23 protein-coding genes, 1 tRNA gene and 2 pseudogenes are annotated in these 23,270 nt (G+C 41.2%); 23 read left to right on the top strand and 3 right to left on the bottom strand.

All coding sequences use genetic code 11. The features are described 5' to 3' along the window. Positions 1-7: 7 nt before the first annotated feature. Positions 8-619: a hypothetical protein gene (locus ACFIMQ_RS08080; protein WP_375703780.1), complete on the bottom strand. Its 612-nt coding sequence runs from the start codon at positions 617-619 to the stop codon at positions 8-10. A 300-nt stretch (positions 620-919) separates the two neighbouring features. On the opposite strand from ACFIMQ_RS08080, the gene ACFIMQ_RS08075 reads away from it, so the two are divergent. From ACFIMQ_RS08075 to ACFIMQ_RS07970, 22 genes and pseudogenes are all read left to right on the top strand, one after another. Beyond that, complete coding sequence (locus ACFIMQ_RS08075; protein WP_375616856.1) at positions 920-1,246, top strand: hypothetical protein; 327 nt, start codon at positions 920-922, stop codon at positions 1,244-1,246. After that, positions 1,227-2,552 (top strand): PBSX family phage terminase large subunit, encoded by a 1,326-nt coding sequence (locus ACFIMQ_RS08070; RefSeq protein WP_375703779.1) that lies wholly within the window; start codon positions 1,227-1,229, stop codon positions 2,550-2,552. The genes ACFIMQ_RS08075 and ACFIMQ_RS08070 overlap by 20 nt, the downstream gene beginning before the upstream one ends. Next, positions 2,537-4,591, top strand: coding sequence for a portal protein (locus ACFIMQ_RS08065; RefSeq protein ID WP_375610771.1), 2,055 nt, complete (start codon positions 2,537-2,539; stop codon positions 4,589-4,591). Before ACFIMQ_RS08070 ends, ACFIMQ_RS08065 begins: the two co-directional genes overlap by 16 nt. Positions 4,592-4,602: 11 nt before the next feature. Continuing rightward, positions 4,603-5,514, top strand: coding sequence for a hypothetical protein (locus tag ACFIMQ_RS08060; RefSeq protein ID WP_375610772.1), 912 nt, complete (start codon positions 4,603-4,605; stop codon positions 5,512-5,514). Between the two features lie 98 nt (positions 5,515-5,612). Then, a complete protein-coding gene (locus ACFIMQ_RS08055; RefSeq protein WP_375610773.1) occupies positions 5,613-6,758 on the top strand; it encodes a N4-gp56 family major capsid protein in 1,146 nt (381 codons plus the stop codon). A gap of 30 nt (positions 6,759-6,788) precedes the next feature. After that, on the top strand, positions 6,789-7,238 hold the full coding sequence (locus ACFIMQ_RS08050) for a hypothetical protein (protein WP_375610774.1): 450 nt from the start codon (positions 6,789-6,791) through the stop codon (positions 7,236-7,238). A 72-nt stretch (positions 7,239-7,310) separates the two neighbouring features. Further along, positions 7,311-8,009, top strand: coding sequence for a hypothetical protein (locus ACFIMQ_RS08045; RefSeq protein WP_375616853.1), 699 nt, complete (start codon positions 7,311-7,313; stop codon positions 8,007-8,009). Next, positions 8,009-9,466 (top strand): hypothetical protein, encoded by a 1,458-nt coding sequence (locus tag ACFIMQ_RS08040; protein WP_375703778.1) that lies wholly within the window; start codon positions 8,009-8,011, stop codon positions 9,464-9,466. Before ACFIMQ_RS08045 ends, ACFIMQ_RS08040 begins: the two co-directional genes overlap by 1 nt. A gap of 41 nt (positions 9,467-9,507) precedes the next feature. Continuing rightward, positions 9,508-9,891, top strand: a complete 384-nt coding sequence (locus ACFIMQ_RS08035) for a hypothetical protein (RefSeq protein ID WP_375610794.1) — start codon at positions 9,508-9,510, stop codon at positions 9,889-9,891. A 1-nt stretch (position 9,892) separates the two neighbouring features. Continuing rightward, the gene (locus ACFIMQ_RS08030) at positions 9,893-10,948 is read left to right on the top strand and encodes a tail fiber domain-containing protein (RefSeq protein ID WP_375610777.1); all 1,056 of its coding nucleotides are present in this window, start codon (positions 9,893-9,895) and stop codon (positions 10,946-10,948) included. Next, positions 10,948-12,711: a hypothetical protein gene (locus ACFIMQ_RS08025; protein ID WP_375703789.1), complete on the top strand. Its 1,764-nt coding sequence runs from the start codon at positions 10,948-10,950 to the stop codon at positions 12,709-12,711. The genes ACFIMQ_RS08030 and ACFIMQ_RS08025 overlap by 1 nt, the downstream gene beginning before the upstream one ends. Next, positions 12,704-14,935 carry a hypothetical protein gene (locus ACFIMQ_RS08020; protein WP_375616852.1) on the top strand — a complete coding sequence of 744 codons (2,232 nt, stop codon included), beginning with the start codon at positions 12,704-12,706 and terminating at the stop codon, positions 14,933-14,935. Before ACFIMQ_RS08025 ends, ACFIMQ_RS08020 begins: the two co-directional genes overlap by 8 nt. Further along, positions 14,935-15,927 (top strand): transglycosylase SLT domain-containing protein, encoded by a 993-nt coding sequence (locus ACFIMQ_RS08015; protein ID WP_375703777.1) that lies wholly within the window; start codon positions 14,935-14,937, stop codon positions 15,925-15,927. Before ACFIMQ_RS08020 ends, ACFIMQ_RS08015 begins: the two co-directional genes overlap by 1 nt. Continuing rightward, complete coding sequence (locus ACFIMQ_RS08010; protein ID WP_375703776.1) at positions 15,920-16,900, top strand: tail fiber protein; 981 nt, start codon at positions 15,920-15,922, stop codon at positions 16,898-16,900. Before ACFIMQ_RS08015 ends, ACFIMQ_RS08010 begins: the two co-directional genes overlap by 8 nt. Before the next feature lie 9 nt (positions 16,901-16,909). Continuing rightward, on the top strand, positions 16,910-17,164 hold the full coding sequence (locus ACFIMQ_RS08005) for a hypothetical protein (RefSeq protein ID WP_375703775.1): 255 nt from the start codon (positions 16,910-16,912) through the stop codon (positions 17,162-17,164). A gap of 13 nt (positions 17,165-17,177) precedes the next feature. Further along, positions 17,178-18,887: an alanine-zipper protein gene (locus ACFIMQ_RS08000; RefSeq protein ID WP_375607324.1), complete on the top strand. Its 1,710-nt coding sequence runs from the start codon at positions 17,178-17,180 to the stop codon at positions 18,885-18,887. 13 nt (positions 18,888-18,900) lie between these two features. Further along, entirely contained in the window at positions 18,901-19,566 is a 666-nt protein-coding gene (locus tag ACFIMQ_RS07995) for a lysozyme (protein WP_375703774.1), read from the top strand. Next, positions 19,563-19,790 carry a hypothetical protein gene (locus ACFIMQ_RS07990; RefSeq protein WP_375703773.1) on the top strand — a complete coding sequence of 76 codons (228 nt, stop codon included), beginning with the start codon at positions 19,563-19,565 and terminating at the stop codon, positions 19,788-19,790. Before ACFIMQ_RS07995 ends, ACFIMQ_RS07990 begins: the two co-directional genes overlap by 4 nt. Next, entirely contained in the window at positions 19,723-19,941 is a 219-nt protein-coding gene (locus ACFIMQ_RS07985; protein WP_375703772.1) for a hypothetical protein, read from the top strand. The genes ACFIMQ_RS07990 and ACFIMQ_RS07985 overlap by 68 nt, the downstream gene beginning before the upstream one ends. Then, a complete protein-coding gene (locus tag ACFIMQ_RS07980) occupies positions 19,922-20,140 on the top strand; it encodes a hypothetical protein (RefSeq protein WP_375703771.1) in 219 nt (72 codons plus the stop codon). The genes ACFIMQ_RS07985 and ACFIMQ_RS07980 overlap by 20 nt, the downstream gene beginning before the upstream one ends. 73 nt (positions 20,141-20,213) lie before the next feature. Beyond that, positions 20,214-20,999 (top strand): DNA adenine methylase, encoded by a 786-nt coding sequence (locus ACFIMQ_RS07975; RefSeq protein WP_375703770.1) that lies wholly within the window; start codon positions 20,214-20,216, stop codon positions 20,997-20,999. Positions 21,000-21,061: 62 nt separating this feature from the next. Next, positions 21,062-21,415, top strand: a pseudogene (locus ACFIMQ_RS07970) (helix-turn-helix domain-containing protein); the annotation flags it as partial. A gap of 115 nt (positions 21,416-21,530) precedes the next feature. Here ACFIMQ_RS07970 and ACFIMQ_RS07965 read toward each other — a convergent pair. After that, positions 21,531-21,620 (bottom strand) — tRNA-Ser (locus tag ACFIMQ_RS07965). Positions 21,621-22,338: 718 nt separating this feature from the next. Continuing rightward, entirely contained in the window at positions 22,339-22,866 is a 528-nt protein-coding gene (locus ACFIMQ_RS07960; protein WP_375703769.1) for a helix-turn-helix domain-containing protein, read from the bottom strand. A 217-nt stretch (positions 22,867-23,083) separates the two neighbouring features. Here ACFIMQ_RS07960 and ACFIMQ_RS07955 point away from each other — a divergent pair. Further along, positions 23,084-23,270, top strand: a pseudogene (locus tag ACFIMQ_RS07955) (DnaB-like helicase C-terminal domain-containing protein); the annotation flags it as partial.

Genomic DNA, 23,270 nt, shown 5'->3' with positions numbered 1-23,270 from the left:
GTATATATTAAAGATTAAGAATTTTCTTAATAAGATGATCCATATTATCAATTTCATTGCTTAGTGCATTAATCATGTTATTTACTTTTTCAATATTCTGATGAAGTTTAAAAAATTGTGCCTCATAATTCACCACATCAGATGTGTGCTTAGATTTAGATGCTTTTGTCATGGCTTGAAGCACTATGTGACGCTTTTGAACAAGGCTAAAAATGGATTGTATTGCCTCATGTCTTGCTTTGATTACTTTATTTCGTGCCTGAATTATAGTATACAATCCATAATTCTTTTGTTGATCCTGTTTTGGACTCATATTGAGTAGTTTTATAGTCAGGGCTTCCTGTTCTTGAGCTATTGTTTTCCACTCATTGAGAGTGATTTCTAGAAACTTCTGCGTGTCATTCCATCCTCTTTCTGCATTTTCTTTTGCATTTTTTTCTAGGTCTAGTTTTTCAATTATTTTAGAACAGAATAATTCATTTATACTGGCATAACTATGTACAGTTAAAAAAAGATGTATCATAAAAAACGCAATCGTTAATATGCTTTTTTTGAATACAAATATTTTTGCAAATATCTTCTTAATTCTGCATAAAACTTCTTTTTTGAAAAATAACACTGAAATCCCTCCGCTTTTTATTAGTTCCCAGTCATATAATTGATTCGTTTAGAGGATACAATTGTGAATTGCTTAGTGCTAAAGACACTATATTTAGGTAATAAAATAAAAAATATACAATATCGTGATTTTTTTTGTTGACAGGATATGAAAAATAGTGTTTTATGGCACTGCTGTACTGGTCGAATTGCGTCCAAAATTACAGCAGAGAATTCCTCATTAACTTCTTTTATTAAATTGACATGATGATTTAGAGCCCTGCGTTTTGCGGGGTTTTTTGTTATTTGGAGAAAGTATTTTATGACAGCAGAAAATACAAAGCAGGCTCCACAATCCAAAAAAATGCCACCCAATGCTGGAAAAGGGCGAATAAAAGGCGTTCCCAATAAAACAACGAGCCTTTTAAAAGAGTCGGTCATTGAAGCTGCTGAACGAGCAGGCAAGAAATATGGTAAAGAGGGCTTGATCTCTTATCTGGAAAAGCAAGCAATCAAATGCCCCGCTGCTTATTTGGCATTATTGGGGAAGATTTTACCTCTTCAAGTGACAGGCGAGGATGGCGGGGCGATTAAAATGATAGGGCGCGTGGAAATAGCCCCTTTGGTTTATGACAACGAGACAGATTAATATTGTTCCAAAACTCATTCCTATTTTTACAGGAGACGCTTTGGTACGCGCGGCTTGGGGTGGGCGAGGCTCTGGAAAGACAAGATCATTTGCCTTGATGGCGGCTTTAAAAGGCTATCAATTTGGTATGGGAGGGATATCGGGGACTATTCTTTGTGCACGTCAGTTTCAAAATTCGCTAGCAGAAAGTTCATTGGAGGAGATTAAGCGCGCCATTGAAGCCCATGATTTTTTAAGGGACTATTACAAGGTTGGAGAGGCTTCGATTAAGTCAAATGATGGTCGTATAGCTTTTCAGTTTTCTGGTCTGGACCGCAATATAGCCAGTATCAAGTCTATGGGGCGTATTTTGCTTTGTTGGGTTGATGAGGCAGAGCCCGTGACAGAGACAGCTTGGCAGACACTTATTCCAACGTTGCGTGAAGAAGGCGAGGGGTGGAGAGCAGAGTTATGGGTGACATGGAACCCGTTGCGAGATAATGCACCGGTTGAAAGGCGATTTCGCTTTTCAGATAATGCGGCAATCAAGCGTGTAGAGATCAACTGGTCAGACAATCCGAAGTTTCCTAAGATCTTGAATGAAGCGCGGCTTGATGATCTGAGAAACCGCCCCGAGATCTATAAGCATATCTGGGAAGGGGCTTATCTTACAGCGGTTCAAGGTGCTTATTATCAGAGGGAAATGTTGGCAGCCGAGCAGGAGGGGCGGATAGGGCGTGTTGCTCGTGACCCTTTAATGCAAATACGCGCCTTTTGGGACATTGGGGGCACGGGAGCTAAGGCAGATGCCACGGCGATATGGATAGCGCAATTTGTTGGTAGAGAGATCAGAGTGCTTGATTATTACGAAGCGCAAGGACAACCGTTATCAGAGCACATAGGCTGGTTACGTCAGAATGGCTATGAGAAGGCATTGATGGTTCTCCCCCATGACGGTGCAACCAGAGACCGTGTGCACAATGTGAGTTTTGAGAGTGCTTTAAATGATGCGGGTTTTGAAACGCAAGTGATTCCTAATCAAGGGGCAGGGGCGGTTAAGATGCGTATAGAGGCGGTGCGGCGTATTTTGCCGTCTGTTTGGTTTAATGAAGAGATGACGGTAGCAGGGCGCAAAGCACTGAATTGGTATCATGAGAAATGGGATGAGAAGCGCGGCATTGGTTTGGGTGCAGAGCATGATTGGTCGAGCCATGGGGCGGATGCCTTTGGTTTAATGTGCATTGTCTATGAAGCACCCAGTGTCAAACCCAAGCAAGAGCGTTATTGCACTATGGAAAGAGAAGCGGCATCATGGATGGCATTCTAGATCAAGACTTTCAAAAAACGACAATCCTCGATGAATATGAACTCTATAAGCGTTTAAAGTCTTGGTACGCAGAAGATATTGAACATGTTAATGAATGGCGTGAACAGGCGCGTGAAGATTTTGATTTTTATAATGGTCGTCAATGGGCAGAGGAAGATCTTGCGGTTTTAAAAGAGCAACGCCGTCCTGTCATGACTTTTAACCGCATTGCACCCCTTGTGAATGCTATTGTTGGGGCGGAGCGTAATAATAAGCGCGAAGTACAGTTTCAACCACGGCAAATGGGAGCGGCAATACCCAATGAATTGCTTACTGGAGCAGCAGAATGGTTTCGTGATGAGGCAGAGGCGGAATATGCCGATTCCGATGCTTTTCAGGATATGGTTATTTGCGGTATGGGCTGGACAGATACGCGGCTTGATTATGATACAGATCCCGAAGGGATACCTGCTGTTCAACGTTTAGATCCCTTAAAAATGGTTTGGGATGCCAATGCTGTAAGACCAAATCTCATTGACGCACAGCGTATGTGGTATGTTGATCGCAAATCCGTTGAGGATGCTAAAAGTCTTTTTCCTGATGTTGCTGTTGAAGATCTTAACGCCGATTGGGCTATCGATAGTACAACCGCTTCTGAGGATTCTCATGTGTCACTTGATGCGTATCAAGATGACTCCAATGCGACTTCTCTCTCAGAGCCGTGTTCTAGGAAACGCTATGTTACGCTGGTTGAATGCCGTTGGTTTGAATATGAGATCACTTACAAGGCGCCTGATCTTCAAACCGGCCAGATGCGCAACTATAGCAAACAGGAGTTTGAACAGCTTCAAAGGGTGATGCCACAACTACAAGGGGTGTGTTTTAATAAAAAAGTGGTGAGGCGCGCTTTTCTAGGACGACGTCTTTTAGCAAAGCCCGATAAGCCATTAGCACCTGATGGGCAATTTGGGTGGGAGTGTATCACGGGCACGCTGGATAAGCTTAAAAACCAGTTTTACGGGATTGTTCGCCCCGCAAAAGATCCACAAAAATGGTCGAATAAATATTTTAGCCAAGTGATGTATATCCTTAATAGCCAGTCTAAGGGCGGCTTGATGGCAGAACGAGACGCTTTCGATGATGATCGCCAAGCTATGGAAAGCTGGGCGCGAACGGATACGATTACTTGGGTTAAAAATGGCGCGCTTATAGGAGGGAAAATTCAACCAAAGCCAAGTGCACAATTTCCCAATGGATTTTTTCAGCTGTTTAATGAATCGCGTGAAGCGATAACGCATGTAACAGGGTTATCAGCTGAGTTTATCGGAACACGGGAGGTCAACCAAGCCAATGTGCTGGAAAATACACGCCGGCAATCAACGCTTAATTTGCTTGCGGGGCTGTTTGACAATCTCAAGCTTTATCGGTGTAGGCAGGGAAAGATTATTCTCTATCTTATTCAAAATTATCTCTCTGATGGGCGTTTGGTACGTATTTCTGGACAAGAGAATGCCCAATATGTGCCGTTGACGCGTGAAGCTGTTACGACGCTTGAGTATGACATTATTGTTGATGATTCACCGACAAGCCCCAATGAAAAAGAGAAAACTTTTGCGACAATTACGCAGATGTTGCCATTGCTTGGTGGGTTCTTAACACCGGAGATGATTCCAGATCTTTTAAAGCTTTCCCCACTACCGGCAACATTGGTAGCAAATTTAACGGCAAAAGCACAGCAGGCACAACAAGAACAACAGCAACAGCAGATGATGCAACAAAGCCAAGGGGCGCAATTAACTCCAGAGCAACAAGCAAAGATTGCTGTTTTACAGCAAGAAGCGCAAGCAAAGAGCACACTCTATCAACTTGATACGCAGCAGAAACAAGCGGCATTGCAGCAGAAAAATATCGAACTTTTCTTGAAACAAGAACAAGCGCGTATGCAGCTTGAGTTGCAACAGGCAAAAAATGAGATAGCGCAGCGCGACTTAGAGCGCAAAGCTTTACAGGCTCAGTTGGAACACTATCGAGTTTTGACAAAAAATATAATAACACATTGAAGGGACAGAATATGGAAGAAGAGTTTACGCCTGAAGAACAAGCAATCTATGATGAACATTTTGCCAGTGATAATGCTATTGAATTGGTCGAGCCTGAACAAGTTGAGGAAGTTTTTGATGCAGAGGAAAGTTCTGAACAGCCAGCTGTAGAACCACTTCAAGAGCAGCCAAATTCTGATGTAATAGAATCTGATAAATTAGAGCAAGAGCGGCAAGCACGCCAAAAGGCAGAACAAAGCGCCATTGAAGCGCGTGAATTGGCTATTGAACTTGCGCAAAAATATGCCGCAATGCAGGAAGAAATCACGCGCCGCCGTGAGGAAAATGTTCCCTCCCTAGAAGACGACCCACAAGCACATGTTGCATGGCTTAGTCATAAGGTACAAGAACAACAGAAATTACTTGATGAGTTTTCTCGCATAAGAGAGAGCCAAGAGCGCATGAGTCAAGAGGAATATGAACGCCAAAAGTTAGGGGATTATTTCGAGGAAGCCAAAGCGCAGGTACAAGATAAATATCCGGATTTAGACAGTATCACCGATTATCTCTATGAAAGAGCAGACAGTGTCCTACAAGCGCAAGCAAGCCTTTATCCGCAATGGAAAGACCCCGCAGCACGGCAACAACAAATTGGTGCTGAATTGCGCCAAATATGCCAACAATGCCAAAAAGCCGGTATAAACCCAATAGAGGTGCTGGTGCAAAAAGCAAAGGCTTTTGGCTATAGTGAAGCACCAATAAAGGATGAAGTGGAAACCCTTCAAGAGCGTTCTCAAGCAGCGCGAACACTTACAGCGCGCAGCGGGCAAGTTCCAACAGGCGGTATGGATGTGAGAACGCTCTTTTCCATGCCGGAAGCCGAATTTGCTGTATGGGTTGAGAAAAATCCCAAAAAATTTGAACAAATTATGAGTAGAGCTTGAAGATGTGCGTGGTGACGCAACAGAGAGAACCAAGTGATTTTTATCGTTTGGGATAGCCGCAAGGCGAGTTTTAAAAACCAAGAAAGGCATTGATTGAAATGGCAGTAACAGAAGTAAAGCTCAATGACCCATTAGCCGTTGGCGTTTGGGCTAAGATACTAAACACAGAAACTTCAAAAGCGTTGCCTATTGCACCGCTGATGGGGGAGAGCAAAAACAGCATTATCCAAGTGTTGGATATGCTAGGGAAAAGTGCTGGTGACTCCGTTACGAGTGGATTACGAGTTCAACTGATGGGGGATGGCGTTAGCGAGGGACAAACGCTGGAAGGCAATGAAGAAGCACTCCAATTTATGAATGAAAAGGTGCACATCAACGAGCTTACTCATGCGGTGCGCATCAAATATGAAGGCTCTATTGATCAACAGCGTGTTCCCTTTAGTTTGCGTCAGGAAGCAAAGGATGGGCTTGTTGATTGGTATGCAGATCGCTTAAGTTTGATGTTCTTCATTCAGGCAGCAGGTTATACAGCACCATGGATGCAGTTTGAAGGACGCAACATAACGCTTAAACCGGTGCATTATGGTTTTAATGCTCCATTAGAGCCAAGCAAATTGCGTGTTATTCGCCCAGCTAAGAAAAAGACTGATGAAGAGCTTACAAAAGACGATGTTTTTACATTAGATCTTATAGATCAAGCTGTTGAACGTGCTAAACTTGCTAATCCACGTTTGCGCCCTGTTCGTGTTGATGGAAAATCTGCTTATGTGATGTATCTCCACCCAACACAGGTGACCCAATTGCGTACCAACACAAAGAGCGGGCAGTGGTTAGACATTACCAAGGCGGCTTATGATGGTTCTGGAGCGAAGAATCCAATTTTTAATGGTTCTTTGGGGATGTATAACGGTGTCATTTTGCGTGAAGCAGAGCATGTCCCTAATGGTGTTAATTCAAAGACACAAGAGCCTGTAACATCTGTTCGTCGTGCTGTTTTGCTTGGTGCGCAAAGTATCATCATGGCTTATGGGCGTATTGGTAATGGTGCAACAGGAGGCAATGGGGAAAATAGTGCGACGCGTTATAAAATTGTTGAAGAACTGTTTGATTATCAACGTGAATTTGGTTTGGCTGCAAAAACCATTATCGGCATGAAAAAGTCACGCTATACCTTGCCGCATTCTGATCAAGGGGGACAAGATTTTGGCACGATTGTTATCCCTTCTTTTGCTGAAGCAAGCTAACAATTTTAACTTCATTAAAGGATGACAATTATGGCAGAAAAACCGCCAATTACACAAAAACCTGCTGAACCTGTTGAAACCGTTGAGACTGTTGGCATGACAGATGAGGGATTGCCACATGTTTTGCAAGGACGCAACAATTGTACACAGCAGGTTAGTTATTTACGGGCACGTGTTAAATGTACAGACCAAGGGTTGATAACGAAAATTGGTGTTCTACCCCGAGGGGCTTTTATAAAAAGTATTACAGCTTATCCCATGGAGGATTTTGAAGATGTAAAAGCTACATTTGGAAAAGAGCCTCATGGTAATGATTATGGAGATATAGGGCTTACGCAATATTCCAATAGCGATCTGTACCTCCCTATGAAGGAACGAGATGTTTCGTTAGAGGCTGAAAGTACGATTTATATGACACGAGACAAGAAAAGCACCAAAGGTGATGCTGAGGTGATTGTTGAGTTTTATACAAATCGTTAAAGGCAAGGGGGCGTTTGTTGCTTGCGTCCCCCTCCCATACAAGATGCCGCAAGACATTTGGAAGAGAGTCATATGACAATAATAGTACAGACAGGTGGTCCGATTGGAGACAAACAGACCATTGCTCCTTGGGATAAAAATTTTATCCAGATGTTAAACGATATTCAGGATGAAATAGATGATCAAACAGATGAGTATGTTGATCAAGTGCAAAGGGCGATATTTTCGGCTATTCGCTTTTGTGAACGATTGCCTTTTTATTTCAATGAAAGCCGCGAAGTTGTTTTTACCACTATAAAGGGAAAAAGCCGTTATGGTGCAGAGGCACATCCTTCAATGACAGGGGCTGTTCGCATTGTTGATGCTTACATTTATGAAGATAATCACAGCAAAGCAAAGCTTTTGCATACAGATCCGCTTGTTATTGAGAGCCTTGTGAATGATTGTAACCATGGCATGTCCACGCGATACAGTTATTTTGAACAAAAGCTTATTTTGTATCCAATCCCAGACCGTATCTATTCTATCAGGCTTATTCTTGATCCTATAAGAATAAAAGACATAGAGAGTGCACAAGAAGCTTCAATATGGTTTTTGGAAGCCTATGAACTGATCAAAACCCGCGCAAAATATGAAATTTATACCAATATTATTAAAGAACCACAGATGGCTGCGGCAGCCTTTGCTATGTTTCAAGAGCAACTCGATGCGCTACAAATTGAGACTTCACGGCGCAAGAATTTGTTGAGAGTTCAACATACGGATTTCTGATGACCTTTATTCCTATTGCTGAGTTTAGACCAGATGTTGCATTTATTAATACTGGTTATTCTCGCGAGATTGTGAACGTTTTACCAGCACCCAATTCCTATATTCCAGTTCCCAAAGTTGCCCCCGTTTCAGAACCTTTTCCGGATGTGATTTTAGGAGTCTATGCGGTAAGGTCGTTGAGTGGTGTGCGGATTATTGTAGGGACATCAACAAAGCTTTACGAATATGATAACAGCACGCGCGGCTGGAAAGATGTTAGCAAGCTTGGGGAACAATATCACGCCAATGAAACAGCACCTTGGTCTTTTGCTGTCTTTGGCGATTATATTATTGCCGTTAATAACAATGATACGCCGCAAATATTTGCCTTAAAGACAGCAGAGAGATTTGATGATTTGGGAGGAAATCCCCCGCGTGCTGGACTTGTTCGTATTTGGGGAGATTTTGTCTGTTTGATGAAATTAACAGATAAGCCAAATCGTGTTCATTGGTCAGGTCTCAATGATGCAACACACTGGAAGGTTGGTGAGAAAAGTTGCGATTATCAAGATTTCCCAGATGGGGAATATGTACAAGGAGCAACGCAAGCAACCAACCCGCTTATTTTTATGCGTTCTGCTATTTATCATGCAACCTTCGTTCCAGGGTCTAAAATAATATTTAGTTTTGTAAAAATAAAAGACAAAATAGGGGCAAAAAGTAGCACAGCAATTGCAAGTCGTGGAGATTATACTTTCTTTATTTCTGATGATGGTTTTTATCAAATCAACAATACTGGTGAGATGTTGCCTATTGGTTTTGGCAAAGTCGATAAAACTATCTTTACGCTTTACAATAACTTTGCCATTGATGAAATAAAAGCCTGTATTGATCCGGTCTATTCACGCGTTTATTTTTCTATAAATGACGATATGATGGGGATGAATATCTATGTTTATGATTGGCTTTTGCAAATATGGAGTGTCATTAAAGGACAGAGACTTCACTTATTTCCTCTCTTTGCGGCGGGTTACACATTAGAAGGTTTAGACGAAGTACAAGAATGCTTGAGAGATTTACGCGCTTCTCTTGATAGTAAAATGTGGCAAAATGGTGCGCCAATGTTGGGAGCGTTTACACAAGACAATAGATTTGGTTTTTTTGCTGGTCCTCCTATGGAAGCTGTCATTGCTTCACAAATTGTAGGGGATACGGGCAGACAGATTAATCTTATGAGTGAGGCTTTTGTTCAAGCAGATACGACAAGTGGTCTTTTAAGCGTTGGAGCTGCTTTTATCATTGATAATAGAAATCAATTAAATTGGGCGAAAGAGCGTTACGCGGGCTATAGCAGCGGAATGTACAATATCCGCTCTAGGGCACGCTATCATGCTTTGCGACTTAGAATACCAGAAGGCACCCCATGGACACATATAACAGGCTTTGATGTAACGCTCAAACCCGCGGGCATAAGATGAGTTTTAAGATCTATAATACAGAAAAATGGAGCGCTGAACAAATGGCGCCCTATTTTGAGAATGTCATAAAATCGATAGCTTATTTTAATCAAAAATTCCCTGATGATTATAATACAGAAACCATTTTAAACGATATTTTGAAGGGAGAAAAAGTTCTTTGGATTATCGTTGATGCGCATGAAAACTTTATGGCGCATGTCACAACACAGTTACAAGAACTCGTCACTGGAGCATTAAGGGCGGTTGTTGTCACACTTGGTGGAAAGGGAGGAGCGCCCTTAACAAAGCTTATCACTCAGATTGAAGCTTATTACAAGAAAAAAGGGGCAAAAGAGCTTGTCATCATAGGCAGGCGAGGGTGGGAAAAATCTCTTAAAACGCATGGATATCTCGTTAATCTTTTAGAATATAGAAAGCAGCTTTAACATGGGAAAAAGTTCTAAACCAATCCAGAATACCCAAAACACGACGCAAACAAATGAACCCCCTGCATGGGCAAAAGGTATTTTTGAACACGCCGCTCAAGATGCCATGACTTTTTATAATCAAGGCAGCGGAAAAGCCGTCTATGATGGGCAACGTGTAGCAGGTTTAAGTGATCAAACAAAGAATGCGATTAATGGGCTTAGCAATAATACGCATAACTATGATAACAATTATTTAAATGGATTAGCCACATGGCAAAATTCAACAAGCCAAAACTTAAAGAACATGGCTTCAGGGCAACAAATAGGCAATAACCCTTACTTTAATGAAGCACTTCAAAACGCATTAAATAAAGCAACAAGCTCTATTAACAGTTCGCTAGCAGGAGCTGGGCGTTATGGTTCGGGTGCACATACCGGCGTTTTGGCTGATGAATTGGGGGGCATAGCAACACAAGCTTTATCACAGCAATATAACCAAGATGTCAACAACATGATGAATGCCAATAGTCTCATTGACCAAGCAAACCAAAATCAGTTGGCGGGTGCCAATAATTTCTTTCAAGGTCAAGGTCAGGCAAATCTCAATGCGTTGACGGGAGGGAGTGTGCTTGATGCCAATCATCAACGGCAATTGGATGAAGAGCGGCAAAAATGGGAACAGCAGAACAATCTTGATTGGGACCAGTTAAGTAAGTTGCTCGCAGCTGGTGGAGCTGTTGCTGGAAATTACGGAACGCAAACAGGACAAAGGACGACATTGACTCCACAGCCAAAACCTAATCCGTGGGAGATTGTTGGAAATGTTGGAACTATCCTTGGTACTTTTGCTGGGCTTAGTGACATCAGAGCAAAAGAAAACATCAGAGAAGCTGGGCAGAGAAATGGCTATAAACTCTATGAATACAACTACAAGGGGCACCCAGAGCGCTATCGCGGGGTGATGGCACAGGATGTTTTGAAGTCAAAGCCAGAAGCTGTTTTCTTGCATAAGGCGACAGGTTTTTTGCATGTGGATTATAGCAAGCTTGGCTTTGAGATGGAAAGGGTGCAGTGATGTTTTGGCGAGAAGAATTAAATGCATTAGAGCGTGAAAAAGCTTATAGAAAGCGTAAAGCGTTGGAACTTGCTGCTTTTAGCACAAACTCTTTTGATGCGAGCAATGGGGATAATACTCCACAAAAATTGAGTCCTACAGAGCTTATTCGTGGTTCTCAAACAGGGACAGAACAAGCTGGGAAAAAAACGCCAGCAGAATTGATTATGTCTACAGATGATTTAAAGCGCCAAATGCCTCCATTGCCGGATGTTTCAAAGGATACTGTTAAGATACAAGAGGCGCCAGAGCAACAAAAACATGACTTTTCAGAGCAGGGAGGTGTTGCATCAATGATTCCTCAATCTCCACTTGTTGGGAACATTGATCAGTCTAGTGGGGATGAAGCTGGGCGACAGCAAAAAGATGTGATGGATTATATTGCTCAACTTAATGAGAAATCTATAGCGGAAAACTCTTTGAAAAACAATTCTGGAAATGATGAAGAAAAGCTTTTTGAGGCACCCATAGGAGAAGAAAAACATTTGAATGCACACTTACCAGAAGAGGAACATTTAAAAGCAAGTGCTAAGCCCGAACAGGCAACCGATTATGTAAACGCAGTTGGGAACTTTATTCATAAAGATGCAAATCCAAGCAGCTTATGGGAGCGTTTTAGAAAATCAGAATTTTCCGAGCATCTCATGGATTTTTTTGCGGGGTTAGCATCAGGAAAAACACCGCAAGAAAGTTTTTCAAATGCGGCACTTGTTATGCGGCAGGGCAATAATGTACGTGCTCAAAATAGACCAATTTTTGAGTTTTTACGCTCTAAGGGATATAGTGATAAAGACGCACAAGCCCTTGTGCAATATCCAGATCTTGCCATGAAAGTTATAGGCAACACATTAAGCCCTCAAGAAGGCTATAGAACATTGACATCAGAAGAAAAGGCAGAGCAGGGATTGCCTGAGGATATGACTTTCCAAGTCTCAACAAGCACAGGTAAAATTATACCTGTCCAAGGAGGACAGCGTTCCACTGCTTCTGGATTAGGAGGAAATACTGATAACATGCTGTCAAAGCCTGAATCAGGTTATATGTATGTTAAGGACGAAAATGCACTTGGTGGCATACGTGCGATGCCAATTGCAGGCAGTGGTTCAGAACATAAATTAATTCAAGAACAGAAGGAGGAGGAGCGTAAAAACCAACAAATGCAAATGCGAATTCTGGAAACAGCAGACAGGTCAAATCGTATACTCTCAGCATCTAAAGAATTGCTAAAAACTATTGAGGAACACCCGCATGTTGTTGGTTTCACGGGTTCTATAGGGTCGTTCCTTCCTAATTCTAAGGCAAAAGATTTTGGGCATATGCTCGATTCATTGAAGGCAAGTATCGGGCTTGATGCCTTGAGAAAAGCAAAAGCATTTTCACCAAATGGCGCATCTGGCTTTGGGAATTTGTCTAATATGGAATTGCAAGCATTGCAAAACTCTGTAGCAGCACTGTATCAAGATCTTTCTGCAGAGCAAATGAAGAAATCTTTAAAAACAGTTATTGACACTTTCAATAAATCCAATGCAGCAACGCGCGCAATTCTTTTTGGTGGTGCAGAAGCAACAAACGAGCTCGTTCGAGCCGCCTATGGGCAAGATGCTTATAAGGGAAATCATGCACAGTCAAATGATCCACTAGAAAAACAGATAGAAGCATTGCCGGAAGGCATGTTGTTCGTTGATAGAGATGGACGCATTAAGGAGAAACAAACCAATGGCTGAAGTAATCCCCCCTCTTATTAATCGTAAAAACACAAGAGTCATTGGGCATATAAGCGACTATACACCAGAACAGCTTCAAGAGCTTTTCGCGAAGAATAAGGAAAGGCTAAGTGGTTCTGTTACAGGAAATAGTGGTGCAACAGAAGAAGATAGTCCACAACCAAGTGCAGCGGGTGCTTTTGGATGGGGTGCTCTTCATGGGTTAACTATGGGGTATGATGATGAAATAGCTGGAGTATTCGCTTCGGGACCTCTGGGACCTATTAATTATTGGATGGGAGATAAAGAGGCAGTCAAAAAGTATAATGAAGTGACAAAGCGATGGCGTGATTATCAAAGAGCGGCGAACCGAGATCATTTTTATGCATCTCTTGCGGGGAATTTAGCGGGCGCTGCAATTCCTTTTCTAATACCAGGTCTTGGCGCTCCTGCTGCTGCTCGTGCGGCAATTGGGGCTGATGTTGTGCTGGGAGGTAGAGCTGGTGTTGCAGGAGCACAAATAACCAGTAAAGCTTTAGCAGCAGGAGAAAGGGCGGTGCAATCTGCTTTAGCAGAGGGTGCGGAACGGGCAGCGGCAAAAGCTGCAGGTGAAGCAGCAATGAAAGCAGTAGCAAGTAAAGAGGCGGCAAAATTTAGCTTGGGGCGTGCAGCAAAAACTGGAGCCATTTATGGTGGAATAGCAGGCAGTGGTGAGGGGGAAGGGCTTGCAGATACTCTAGTGTCTGCTGGGGTTGGTGCAGGGCTAGGCGTTGCAACACCATTTGTGGCACATTCTGCTTTAAAGGTTACACCTTTTGTTACAAAACCATTCAAAGTAACGGCTTCTGGTGTTAAGAAAACATCTGCTGTTGTCAAAAAAACAGCTGAGAAATTGTTTGGTAAAACTGAACCAATAACACAAGGTGTAGAAAAAGAAGCATTTCAGATAAGCGATAGAGCGCTTAGGGATGTAAGCCAAACTTTAGGGGATGAAGGTGTTGATAAACTTGAAAGGGCATTAAAACAGCGAGGTCCTGATTCAATGATTATTGATCTTCATGATGAGCTTGCTACAAGAGCTTTTAAGGCAGCAAAAAAAGATTCTGATACATATTCGCTCATAAGTAATCGTTTGAATGAAAGGCAAGATGCGAGTGCATTGCGGGTAAAGAATGCGTTGACAGATGTGATGGGTCCAAAAGTAGATACGCTTAATTTAAAGCAAGAGATTATCAAACAAGCACAGAAAAAGGCTGAACCATTTTATGAGAGGGCGAAAGCTTCTCCCATTTCTAATGCTGTTCGTGAAGATTTATCGCGGTTGCAAGAAACTCCTGCCTTCCAAAAAGCCTATAAAAAAGCAATTGCGCAAATGCCAAATGAAGCGGATGCAACAGTTATAGGGAGCAATGGATATCCAAAGCTGAATATGCGAATTTTACATAAGATGAAAGAGGTTTTGGATGATCAAATTAATTCTGCGCGCATCAAAGGAAAACAAGGATATGCGCGAGATTTGACTCTGTTCAAACAACGCATTTTGGACGTTTTGGATACGTCCTCTCCAGATTATGCTAAAGCACGGAAAATTTATTATGACGAGCGTACTATCGGTAATGCTTTGGAGCAAGGAAAAAAAGCACTGAATAAGAGCGTTAATCTCGACACAATCAACAGTCAACTTTCGGATTTTGGGTTGATGGAAAAAGAGGCTTTTCAAAAAGGTATACGGTCGCAACTAGAACATGCGGCAGGCAATGCACAGAATTTTGACCACAATCTTTTGAGTTTGTTTGACACAAAAAATGGTCAAGAAAAATTACAGCGTATTTTTGGTGAAGATAAAGCTAAGCAACTTATGAAAGTGTTGCGACCAGAAGTGGAAAGAACAAAACTTTTTGCACGATTGCCAAACCATATGGGTGAAGTAGAAGAAAAGGCTATAGAAGACGCTGCGATTGGAGGAAAGATTCATCTAATCAAGACAACCCTGAAAACTTTAGCAAGAGAATGGGGACGCAAACTCTTAGGAGTGCATAGAGAGACTGAGAGAGATATTGCGGCTCTCATAACAGCACGGGAAAAAGAAGATTTTGGGTTAGCAAGGGAAAAAGCTGTTGAATTAATTAAGAAGTTTCATGAAGCAGAAAAGAAACGCTTAATAACACGAGAAAATTATACAAAATTCATTAATTTTGTTGGCATTATTTTGAATAGCAGCGTTGATAGAACGGTTATAAACTAATGATCAATTTTCATCCCAATGTGAAGAGTGCTATCTCACAGGCAGCACAAAAATATGGTTTGCCAGAAAGCTTTCTTGAACGGGTTGCTATGATAGAAAGTAAGGGTAATCCAAATGCAAGAAATAGCAAAAGTAGTGCAGGGGGGCTGTATCAATTTCTCGATTCAACAGCAAAGCAGTATCAACTAAATAATAAGTTTGATCCCTTTCAAGCAACCGATGCTATGGCGCGATTAACGAAGGACAACACGCGTTATTTAACCACAGCATTAGGCAGAGAGCCAACACCAGCAGAACTTTATCTGGCACACCAACAAGGACCAGCAGGGGCTGTAAAACTTATCAAAAATCCACATATTCCAGCGAGCCAGCTTTTAGGTCGACAGGCAGTCACACTCAACGGTGGCAACATGGAAGCTACAGCAGGGGATTTTATGAATCATATTTATGGACTTTATAATAAAACGGGAGATGCTTTGAAGAGAACGATACAGCAAAACCAAAGCAATGGACAAGCAGCACCAAACGAGGTGGGGCCTTTGCGTGGGTTTGAGAGGCTTCAAAAGACACTTCAAGGGAATCAAGTGGCTCAAGGTGATCAAGGGGGCAACCAATTGATGGCATATGACACGCCATTCCCAAACAGAATGATGGCTCCTGAAAGCAGAGACAATTTAACAGGACAGATTATGGAAACCACACCATTGCAAGCACAAGGTATTGATGCAGGTGCTCTTAAAAAGGGCTTTTCCGGTTTGCTTCATTTAATGAGAGAGAATGGAGAACGACAAAAACAGCAAGCACAGATGGTACAGCAACAAATGTTACAGCAACCAGTCATGGCGGGTTTCTCACAATCGACTGGGAGCCCGACAGATTTAACACCTCTTATTGATCCCTCTAGGCGGCAATCTGTTGGTTCCTATGGGCGGCAAAAAGAAGAGCAATTGCGCGAAGAGCTATTAAGAAGAACGGGGGCTTATCATGTCTGATATTTATGACTGGTCACTCACAGCTGATCAAAATGCCAATTCCGATAGTATCATTAATTGGGCAGAAGGGCAGCCACCTAGTTCTGTTAATGATAGTGCGCGGGTCATGATGCAGCGTATACGTGAATATCTTGCCGATAATGGTGGTTCTCTTGACTCAAAGTTTATTGTGAATGGAAAGGAACAAACAACATCAATCACGTTGACGACGGTGTCGCCGATAGCGAAATATAAAAACGATATCATTATCCGCTTTAAGGCGCGTGGTATAAATATTGGTACGACAACAATAAACATGAATAATATAGGAGCAAAGCCACTCTATAAAGCCACCAGCACGGGGATAGTACCATTGATAGGTGGTGAGTTACAAACGGGCGGTATTTATGAAATAGTCTATAATGATGGCGTATCAACAAAAGGTCTTGATGGCTGGTATCTTTTAAACCCTACCCCCATTCCACTACCAAAGGTCGAAACCTTTCCTTGCGGTTTTATTGCGACCTTTGCTATGCAAGAAGTGCCAAACGGTTGGCTTTTATGTGATGGTGCTACTTATGAATGCAAAGATTATCCGCAATTATTCAAGGCGATAGGGGATAAATGGGGAAAAGATAGCGATACAACCTTTAAAGTTCCAGACTTTAGAGGAATGTTTTTGCGCGGCTTTGACAATGGTCGCGGTTTAGACAGAAGTAGAAAATTTGCCGATATACAGAAAGATTGTCTTAAATCGCATACGCATGTTGCTACCATTGAAGAAGCAGGGCAACATACCCACGAGTTTCAGTATAATGGAGTGGGATGGAGTGCCAATGATATTGGTAGAAGAAATCCCTCTTATCACTATGCCGTTCTTGGAGGAACAACACAACCTGCTGGAGTGCACACGCACAAGGTAACGATTTCTTCAACAGGCGAAGCAGAAACACGCCCTGTTAATGTACCGGTTGTTTATGCCATAAAATCGTGAGGTTTTCCAATGATCAATAATCCGTCTGCTATTGATGATATTGCGGACGCGGAGCAAATCCGCGTCCTTTTTTATGCAAGCAATAGAATGGTCCATGCACCATTAAATAAGGTGCTTGATCTTGTCAAAAGCGACATACAGCATGATCTTTTAAGCGCTTTGGCAGAATATAAAGAAGCGACAGATAAACGTCTCGAGACCATGCAAAAACTTATTAATGAATTGCAGTCCTCTCTTCACACAACAAGACAACGAACTGATTAAGGAATGAAACGCGATGCCATTACCCTATCACACACATATATTTAAGCTTGAACCAGCAACAAAGAAAGAAGTCAAAGAAGGTGTTTTAAATAGTAAGGCTCTTGCACCAGTTTCAGTGGGGAGTGCAGCAGCTTATGAGGTAGAATATTTTGCAACTGCTGCTCAAGGAAAAAAGGCTGATGATGCTGTTGCAAAGAGAGATATTGGAGCCCTTGCTTACAAAAATAAGGTCACAATTCACGATATTGAAGCAAGTGGTGAAGCGCATGAGAATGCGATTTTATCAGGCGCTGGTTGGGTAAAAATATCGCCTTTAGGGATTGGCGATATGAAGGCTGCTACATATGATCCCGACAATGTGGGGGCAAATGCATTTTCTATGGAAAATATGCACGAGGGTCCTACAAAAAAGATCTTAACCACAGAGGAAAGATCAAAGCTACGATGGTTGAGTGCTACGCAGCCAACAATGGAAAAATGGCGTATGGGGGATGAAGGTGTTTATTATCCCATATCTCCGGTAGATCTCAAAAATACCATTCGTTATTTTGTAGGCTCAAAGTCTTTTGGTATGTCAAAATCAGTCTATGATCCAGATAAAATAGAAAAAGATGCCTTTGATATGGAGAATATGAAGGAAGGGAAAAAGCATCTTATCTTAACTCCTCCAGAACGTGCACAGATTGCAAAAATTGATAAAGTTGAAGATGTTGCACAACAAGGGATTCATGTTGCAAGTGAAGCGAAGAACGTTGCAGATAGTGCATTAAGAACAGCAAATGATGCAAAAGCTTATGCAGTAGATGCAAAAAAAACGGCTGAGACAGCACAAAAAACGGGAGACAGTGCAAAAGCTGAGGCAAATATTGCGCAAACAGCAGCCGATAAAGCGCAAGATACAGCACATAGTGTACAGAAAAAAGTTGATCTCATTCAACCTCTTGCCAAACAAGACTGGATTGATGGCACAAAAACAGTGGATGCACTTATTTCACCAGCCAAACTGATGGCTTCAATCAAAGCAAATAGTAGCAATAGCAGCGGCGGTAGTGGCGGCAACAATGATGGCGGGGTTAGAAAACCTGTTGAAATTCTGATGACAGAAAGCGGAGATATTCTATTGCCTGATGGTATTACTGCTGACACCGATATCGAAGTATGGGCTTGGGGCGGTGGAGGTGGTGGTGTTAAAGATGGCGGCGGAGGCGGCGGTCAATGCGTGCATGTTAAAATGAAAGGTTCTGATTTAGATAAATTAAAAACAGCTTACATTGGTCGTGGTGGTAAAGGCAATGACAGTAACATTTTATGCAATGGTGGTAAAACAATTATCAAAGGGCTTGTTACTGCAGAAGGAGGATATTCCGTCTCCATGATTTTTGTTAACTTTGGAGGGAAAGGTGGCGATGGAGGAGGAAACAGGGACGGCAGCAGTGGTGAAAGCTTTATTTTTTCTGGTGGTAATGGTGGAGGGAGTGGAATAGACGGCAAGAGAGCTGGTACTGGTGGAAGTTCTTTTCTTGGCGGCGGCGGCGGCGGTGGCGGTAAATGTAAGGGTTCTATCATGGGGCAGGGTGGTGAGAGTTACAAAGGTGGTAGAGGTGGTCGTGGCGGCAATGGAGCTGGCGGCGGCGGCGGGGGATATTTCGATGGGAAATCCGGAGGCGACAAAATTGGCGGCGACGGTGGTGACGGAGCAGTACTCATAAAAGTATATTTATAAGGTGAATTGAACAATGGCACGGAAAATAAATAAAGACTGTCTACACTGTTTAAAACAGTGGGAAGGTTTGCGCTTGCAGGCTTATCAAGATGTTTCTGGTGTTTGGACTATTGGCTATGGACATACGGGAAAAGCTGGTAAACCAACTGTTTTTGAGGGTATGGTGATTACAGAACAAAAAGCTGAAACCATACTTTTAGCAGATTTGCAGCAATATGAGAGGGCGGTAGAAAAAGCAGTTTGTGTGAATTTAAGCGACGAGCAGTTCGGCGCTCTTGTTTCCTTTTGTTATAATATAGGCATTACATCTTTTCAAAATTCTACATTGCTAAAAAAACTCAACAAGGGCGATTATGAAGCAGTCCCTGCCGAATTACAGAAATGGACCAAAGCGGGTGGGAAGCGTTTACAAGGTCTCGTACACCGGCGTGCAGCAGAAGCAGGATTATGGGCAAAAGGTGCTTTTGTTTCCTCAAACTATCAAACAGTAGAAACAAAGGATTCAACAGGTTTTTTCAAAGCAGAAGCATTAGCACCCATTATTGGGTCTTTTTCAGGTCTTGGTGGTTTTTTAGCTGGCAATGGTCCCATTCAATGGGCTTTCGCTGCCATTATGGTTTTAGCAGCAGGTGCTGGTATTTTCTTTGTTGCTAAACGCTTTCAGGAGCACCGCCTATGATCTTATGGATGAAAAGAAACTTGATGGTAACAGGTGCGGCTTTAGCCGCTTTTTTTATAGTTTTAGCCAAAGCTTTCACTCTTGGAAAAAAGGCTGAACAGCAAAAGCAAACAGAAAAAACCTTAAAAGCAGCAACAACACGGCTTGAGGTAGAAAATGAAGTTAACAAAAAAAGTGATGCTGATGTGCGTGCTGCTCTCTCTGACTGGTTGCGTGACCCATAAATATGCTTCTTCTTGTGTTGGTTGGTTGCCCATTTATTTAGACAAGAGAGATGTGAAGGTTATCAGTTCAAACTTAGCAAGAGAGATCTTACAACATAATAAACAGGGTGAACGCTTATGTGGGTGGAAATATGGTAAGAAAAAAAGCTGAAAAACACACAGAGCTTACAGAAGCGGAAAAAGAAATGCTTCAAGAAATGATCATCACCTATCAAAGCGTGAAAATGATGTCTCGCTTGATGAAGTGGATAGCATTTTTTCTTTTTTTGCTTATCCTTGATTTTGCACGCCTCATGGATGCGTTAGATAATGTCATTGCACACTTAAAGCAGTGGTTTTCAAAGAATTAGTCTCACTAAATTTATCCTTAAAATATGAAAAAATGTTTAGGCTTGCAAAAGCTTGAGGGAATGAACTTCGCTTATGAAAGAGGAAAGTTTTACACAAACGCTGTTTGCGTGGATGGGTGGAAAACACTATCTGCGTAAGAAAATTATACCGGTTTTAAATAGTATTGACCATGAAACCTATGTTGAACCATTTTTAGGCTCTGGTGTTATTTTCTTAAATAAAAGACCAGCAAAATATTCCGTTATTAATGATCTGAATGGAGAGATCACGAATCTGTTTCAATGCGTTCAAAACCATTTTGATGATTTAGCCAAACGATTGGAGTGGTTCGTTTGTTCAAGACAGTTGTTTTTTGACCTTGCGGCTATTAATCCAGAGAGCCTTACCAAGGTAGAAAGAGCCGCCCGTTTTTTGTTTCTCCAACGTTGTGTCATGTATGGGAAAAAAGAGTATGTCTCTTTTAGCTTTGGAAGAAAAAAGCCTATAGCCTTTAATCCCGAAAAGCTTTTATCAAGGATGAGACGTGTTAGAGAGAAGCTTCTTGATACGACGATTTTAAATTTATCGTGGGAGCGGGTTATCGAGCTATTTGATGCATCCGACAGTTTATTTTATCTAGACCCTCCTTATCTTGTGAAGAAGAAGTGCTATAGCTCTGGGAATTTTGTTGAAGATGATTTTGTAAGTATGGCAAGAGTTCTCAATAGCATTCAAGGGAAGTTTGTTTTGAGTCTGAATGATTGTGATGCGGTTCGAGAGATTTTTAAGGATTTTGATTTTTTAGAATTAGAGACCCTTTGGACCTCTGGTTTTGCTAAAAAACCACCCCGAAAAGAACTCTTGATTCGCAATAATTGAAGAAAATCATAAAAAGATTTGTTAGAATCAGAGAAATATTTCTTCTCTAACAGGGCTTTTATATGGTTACACCCTTTGGCAAAATTTTACGTAAACTTCGCATTGATCATTCAGAACGCCTTTTAGATATGGCTAAAAAATTAGATATATCTGTAGCATTTTTATCATCTGTAGAGATTGGCAAAAAATCTGTTCCTGTAGGATTGGAGGAAAAGATAATTGAACTCTATGCTTTAGATCAAGAGGTAGCAGAAATTTTGAGAAGAAAGTCGGATTCTTGTCGCAAAAGTTTTATTATAAAGCCTTCTGATACTTTCAGATGTGAAACTGTTGGTATGTTTTATAGACTGATAAACATTATTTCACAAGAAGATTTAGAACTATTAAAAAAATTATTAGAGAAAGCTGGCAAAAAGAATGCATTTTGTAAAGGAAAGTGTAAAAATCCTATTCCCGAACCTTTATTTATTTATCCCGAACCTTTAAAAAAGTCATATAAAATCAAGAAGTTATAGCACGATAAAAGTGCTGTGGCGGAGGGGGTGGGATTCGAACCCACGGTACAGTCTCCTGCACGCCGGTTTTCAAGACCGGTGCCTTAAACCGCTCGGCCACCCCTCCAAACTAGATATGCTTTTTGACAAACTTCTTGTAAAAGGTCAATCATTTTAATACGCTTTCTATAGTGTTTTTTAAGTTTCAATAAAAATAATTCCTCATAAGCCAATTCTTTGAGTGTGTTACCTAATCGTTTTATTTTTAAATATGGTAATTTTTTCTGAAAAAAATGAAAGGCAGATATGAGATTTATCATTTTATTTTGCTGTCTAAAAGTTTTTCATAAAGCAATATTTTTTAGTTTTAACAATCAATGTAGTTTGACAATAGGTTTTGCATTAAATGGGAAGAGGTGGGATTAATTAGGAATAGGTGGTAATTTGTTGTTTTTATGTGTAAAATTTAGCATTAAATGCGCATTTTGTCAAAATAGATTTTGACACCTGAAATTGGAAAAAACACGAAAAATATTGAAAATCAAAAAAAAGAGCGTTTTTATCGTAAAAATGAGAGAGGGCTGTGAAAGGTCTTTGAAAACCCTGTGAAAAATTTTGAAAAGTCTGTGAAAACCTAAAAAACCGCCTTTGAAGACCCTTTAAAAAATTCGATACATCGTGAAGTTCACTCCAAAATCAGCCAAAAATGACCAAAAAAGCAAAAAAGATTTTTACCTATTGATGATTGTCTCTTTTTAGAGGAAATATATACTTATTAATCAAATAGTTATATTATTTTTTAATGTAAAAAAATTTTCATATCGATTTTTCATTTTAGAGAGGCATTAAGCCGTATCTTGTGTAGCTTCTAGATGTACTCTTTCAGCCTCTATTTGACGCTTTAAATGCAATTTTAGAAGAGGGAAAGTTGCTTCTACTTCTTCGTTATCGTTGGTGTCTTGAACAAGCTCTTGCAGTTTTCCATAAAGTTCCACCGCGAGTTCCGCTATATCTTCAAGGGGGAGTTTTATATTTGCATCGCGATAGGTTGTATAAGCTATGCGACCAAGCTTTTTCATGAGACCAGTAGGAATGGTAGGCGGAGGGATATTGAAAGCCCGAGCCATCATCATGTCTATAAACATTGCATCTTCACCAGTCAGAAGCCGATTTAGGTTCACTCCAAATTTCTCTTTATATGCTGATAAAACCGTTGCATCTGGAGTTCTGTCACCGCGTTCGTAATTTCCAAGTCCCTGAATACTGATACCAATTTTAAGAGAAAATATATCACGAGATAAGCCTACAAGCTTTCTAACTTCTGTGAGTCGTTTTGTTAATGCGGTTTTTGGCTCATTTTTTTGTCGTTTCATATTACAAATGTTTACAAATGGGGTTGGCAAATATCCCATTTGTAGATATACCTCATATTACCGCCCGATATTGAGGGCGTTTATTATACATTTAATGTAGTTTGACACTAGGTTTTGTACTGAGTAGGAAAAGGTGGGATTAGGTAGGAATACGTGATAATTTGTTGTTTTTATGTATAAAATTTAGCATTAAATGCGCGTTTTGTCAAAATAGATAATGGGAGGGCTACAACCATCCGATTTGATTATCATAGCTGGGCGCCCTGGGATGGGTAAAACATCACTTGCTACCAATATTGCTTTTAATATTGCTAATGCTTGTAAGCGTGATAACAGCCAAGCCAATGAAGGGGGTATTGTTGGTTTCTTCTCACTTGAGATGTCAACTGAACAGCTTGCAACTC

It is taken from the genome of Bartonella sp. AD13SXNS, assembly GCF_042196465.1.
Lineage (GTDB): Bacteria > Pseudomonadota > Alphaproteobacteria > Rhizobiales > Rhizobiaceae > Bartonella.
This window is presented reverse-complemented; position numbering and strand designations above follow the sequence as displayed.

Bases quoted from the DNA above. Each gene is read 5' to 3' on its own strand.
- ACFIMQ_RS08065 (WP_375610771.1), top strand. From the start codon at position 2,537: ATGGATGGCATTCTAGATCAAGACTTTCAAAAAACGACAATCCTCGAT.
- ACFIMQ_RS08020 (WP_375616852.1), top strand. From the start codon at position 12,704: ATGGCTGAAGTAATCCCCCCTCTTATTAATCGTAAAAACACAAGAGTC.
- ACFIMQ_RS07995 (WP_375703774.1), top strand. From the start codon at position 18,901: ATGGCACGGAAAATAAATAAAGACTGTCTACACTGTTTAAAACAGTGG.
- ACFIMQ_RS08025 (WP_375703789.1), top strand. From the start codon at position 10,948: ATGTTTTGGCGAGAAGAATTAAATGCATTAGAGCGTGAAAAAGCTTAT.
- ACFIMQ_RS07960 (WP_375703769.1), bottom strand. From the start codon at position 22,866: ATGAAACGACAAAAAAATGAGCCAAAAACCGCATTAACAAAACGACTC.
- ACFIMQ_RS08070 (WP_375703779.1), top strand. From the start codon at position 1,227: ATGACAACGAGACAGATTAATATTGTTCCAAAACTCATTCCTATTTTT.
- ACFIMQ_RS08055 (WP_375610773.1), top strand. From the start codon at position 5,613: ATGGCAGTAACAGAAGTAAAGCTCAATGACCCATTAGCCGTTGGCGTT.
- ACFIMQ_RS08035 (WP_375610794.1), top strand. From the start codon at position 9,508: ATGGCGCCCTATTTTGAGAATGTCATAAAATCGATAGCTTATTTTAAT.
- ACFIMQ_RS08030 (WP_375610777.1), top strand. From the start codon at position 9,893: ATGGGAAAAAGTTCTAAACCAATCCAGAATACCCAAAACACGACGCAA.
- ACFIMQ_RS08060 (WP_375610772.1), top strand. From the start codon at position 4,603: ATGGAAGAAGAGTTTACGCCTGAAGAACAAGCAATCTATGATGAACAT.
- ACFIMQ_RS08050 (WP_375610774.1), top strand. From the start codon at position 6,789: ATGGCAGAAAAACCGCCAATTACACAAAAACCTGCTGAACCTGTTGAA.
- ACFIMQ_RS08005 (WP_375703775.1), top strand. From the start codon at position 16,910: ATGATCAATAATCCGTCTGCTATTGATGATATTGCGGACGCGGAGCAA.
- ACFIMQ_RS07990 (WP_375703773.1), top strand. From the start codon at position 19,563: ATGATCTTATGGATGAAAAGAAACTTGATGGTAACAGGTGCGGCTTTA.
- ACFIMQ_RS08075 (WP_375616856.1), top strand. From the start codon at position 920: ATGACAGCAGAAAATACAAAGCAGGCTCCACAATCCAAAAAAATGCCA.
- ACFIMQ_RS07980 (WP_375703771.1), top strand. From the start codon at position 19,922: ATGGTAAGAAAAAAAGCTGAAAAACACACAGAGCTTACAGAAGCGGAA.
- ACFIMQ_RS08000 (WP_375607324.1), top strand. From the start codon at position 17,178: ATGCCATTACCCTATCACACACATATATTTAAGCTTGAACCAGCAACA.
- ACFIMQ_RS07985 (WP_375703772.1), top strand. From the start codon at position 19,723: ATGAAGTTAACAAAAAAAGTGATGCTGATGTGCGTGCTGCTCTCTCTG.
- ACFIMQ_RS08010 (WP_375703776.1), top strand. From the start codon at position 15,920: ATGTCTGATATTTATGACTGGTCACTCACAGCTGATCAAAATGCCAAT.
- ACFIMQ_RS08045 (WP_375616853.1), top strand. From the start codon at position 7,311: ATGACAATAATAGTACAGACAGGTGGTCCGATTGGAGACAAACAGACC.
- ACFIMQ_RS08040 (WP_375703778.1), top strand. From the start codon at position 8,009: ATGACCTTTATTCCTATTGCTGAGTTTAGACCAGATGTTGCATTTATT.
- ACFIMQ_RS07975 (WP_375703770.1), top strand. From the start codon at position 20,214: ATGAAAGAGGAAAGTTTTACACAAACGCTGTTTGCGTGGATGGGTGGA.
- ACFIMQ_RS08015 (WP_375703777.1), top strand. From the start codon at position 14,935: ATGATCAATTTTCATCCCAATGTGAAGAGTGCTATCTCACAGGCAGCA.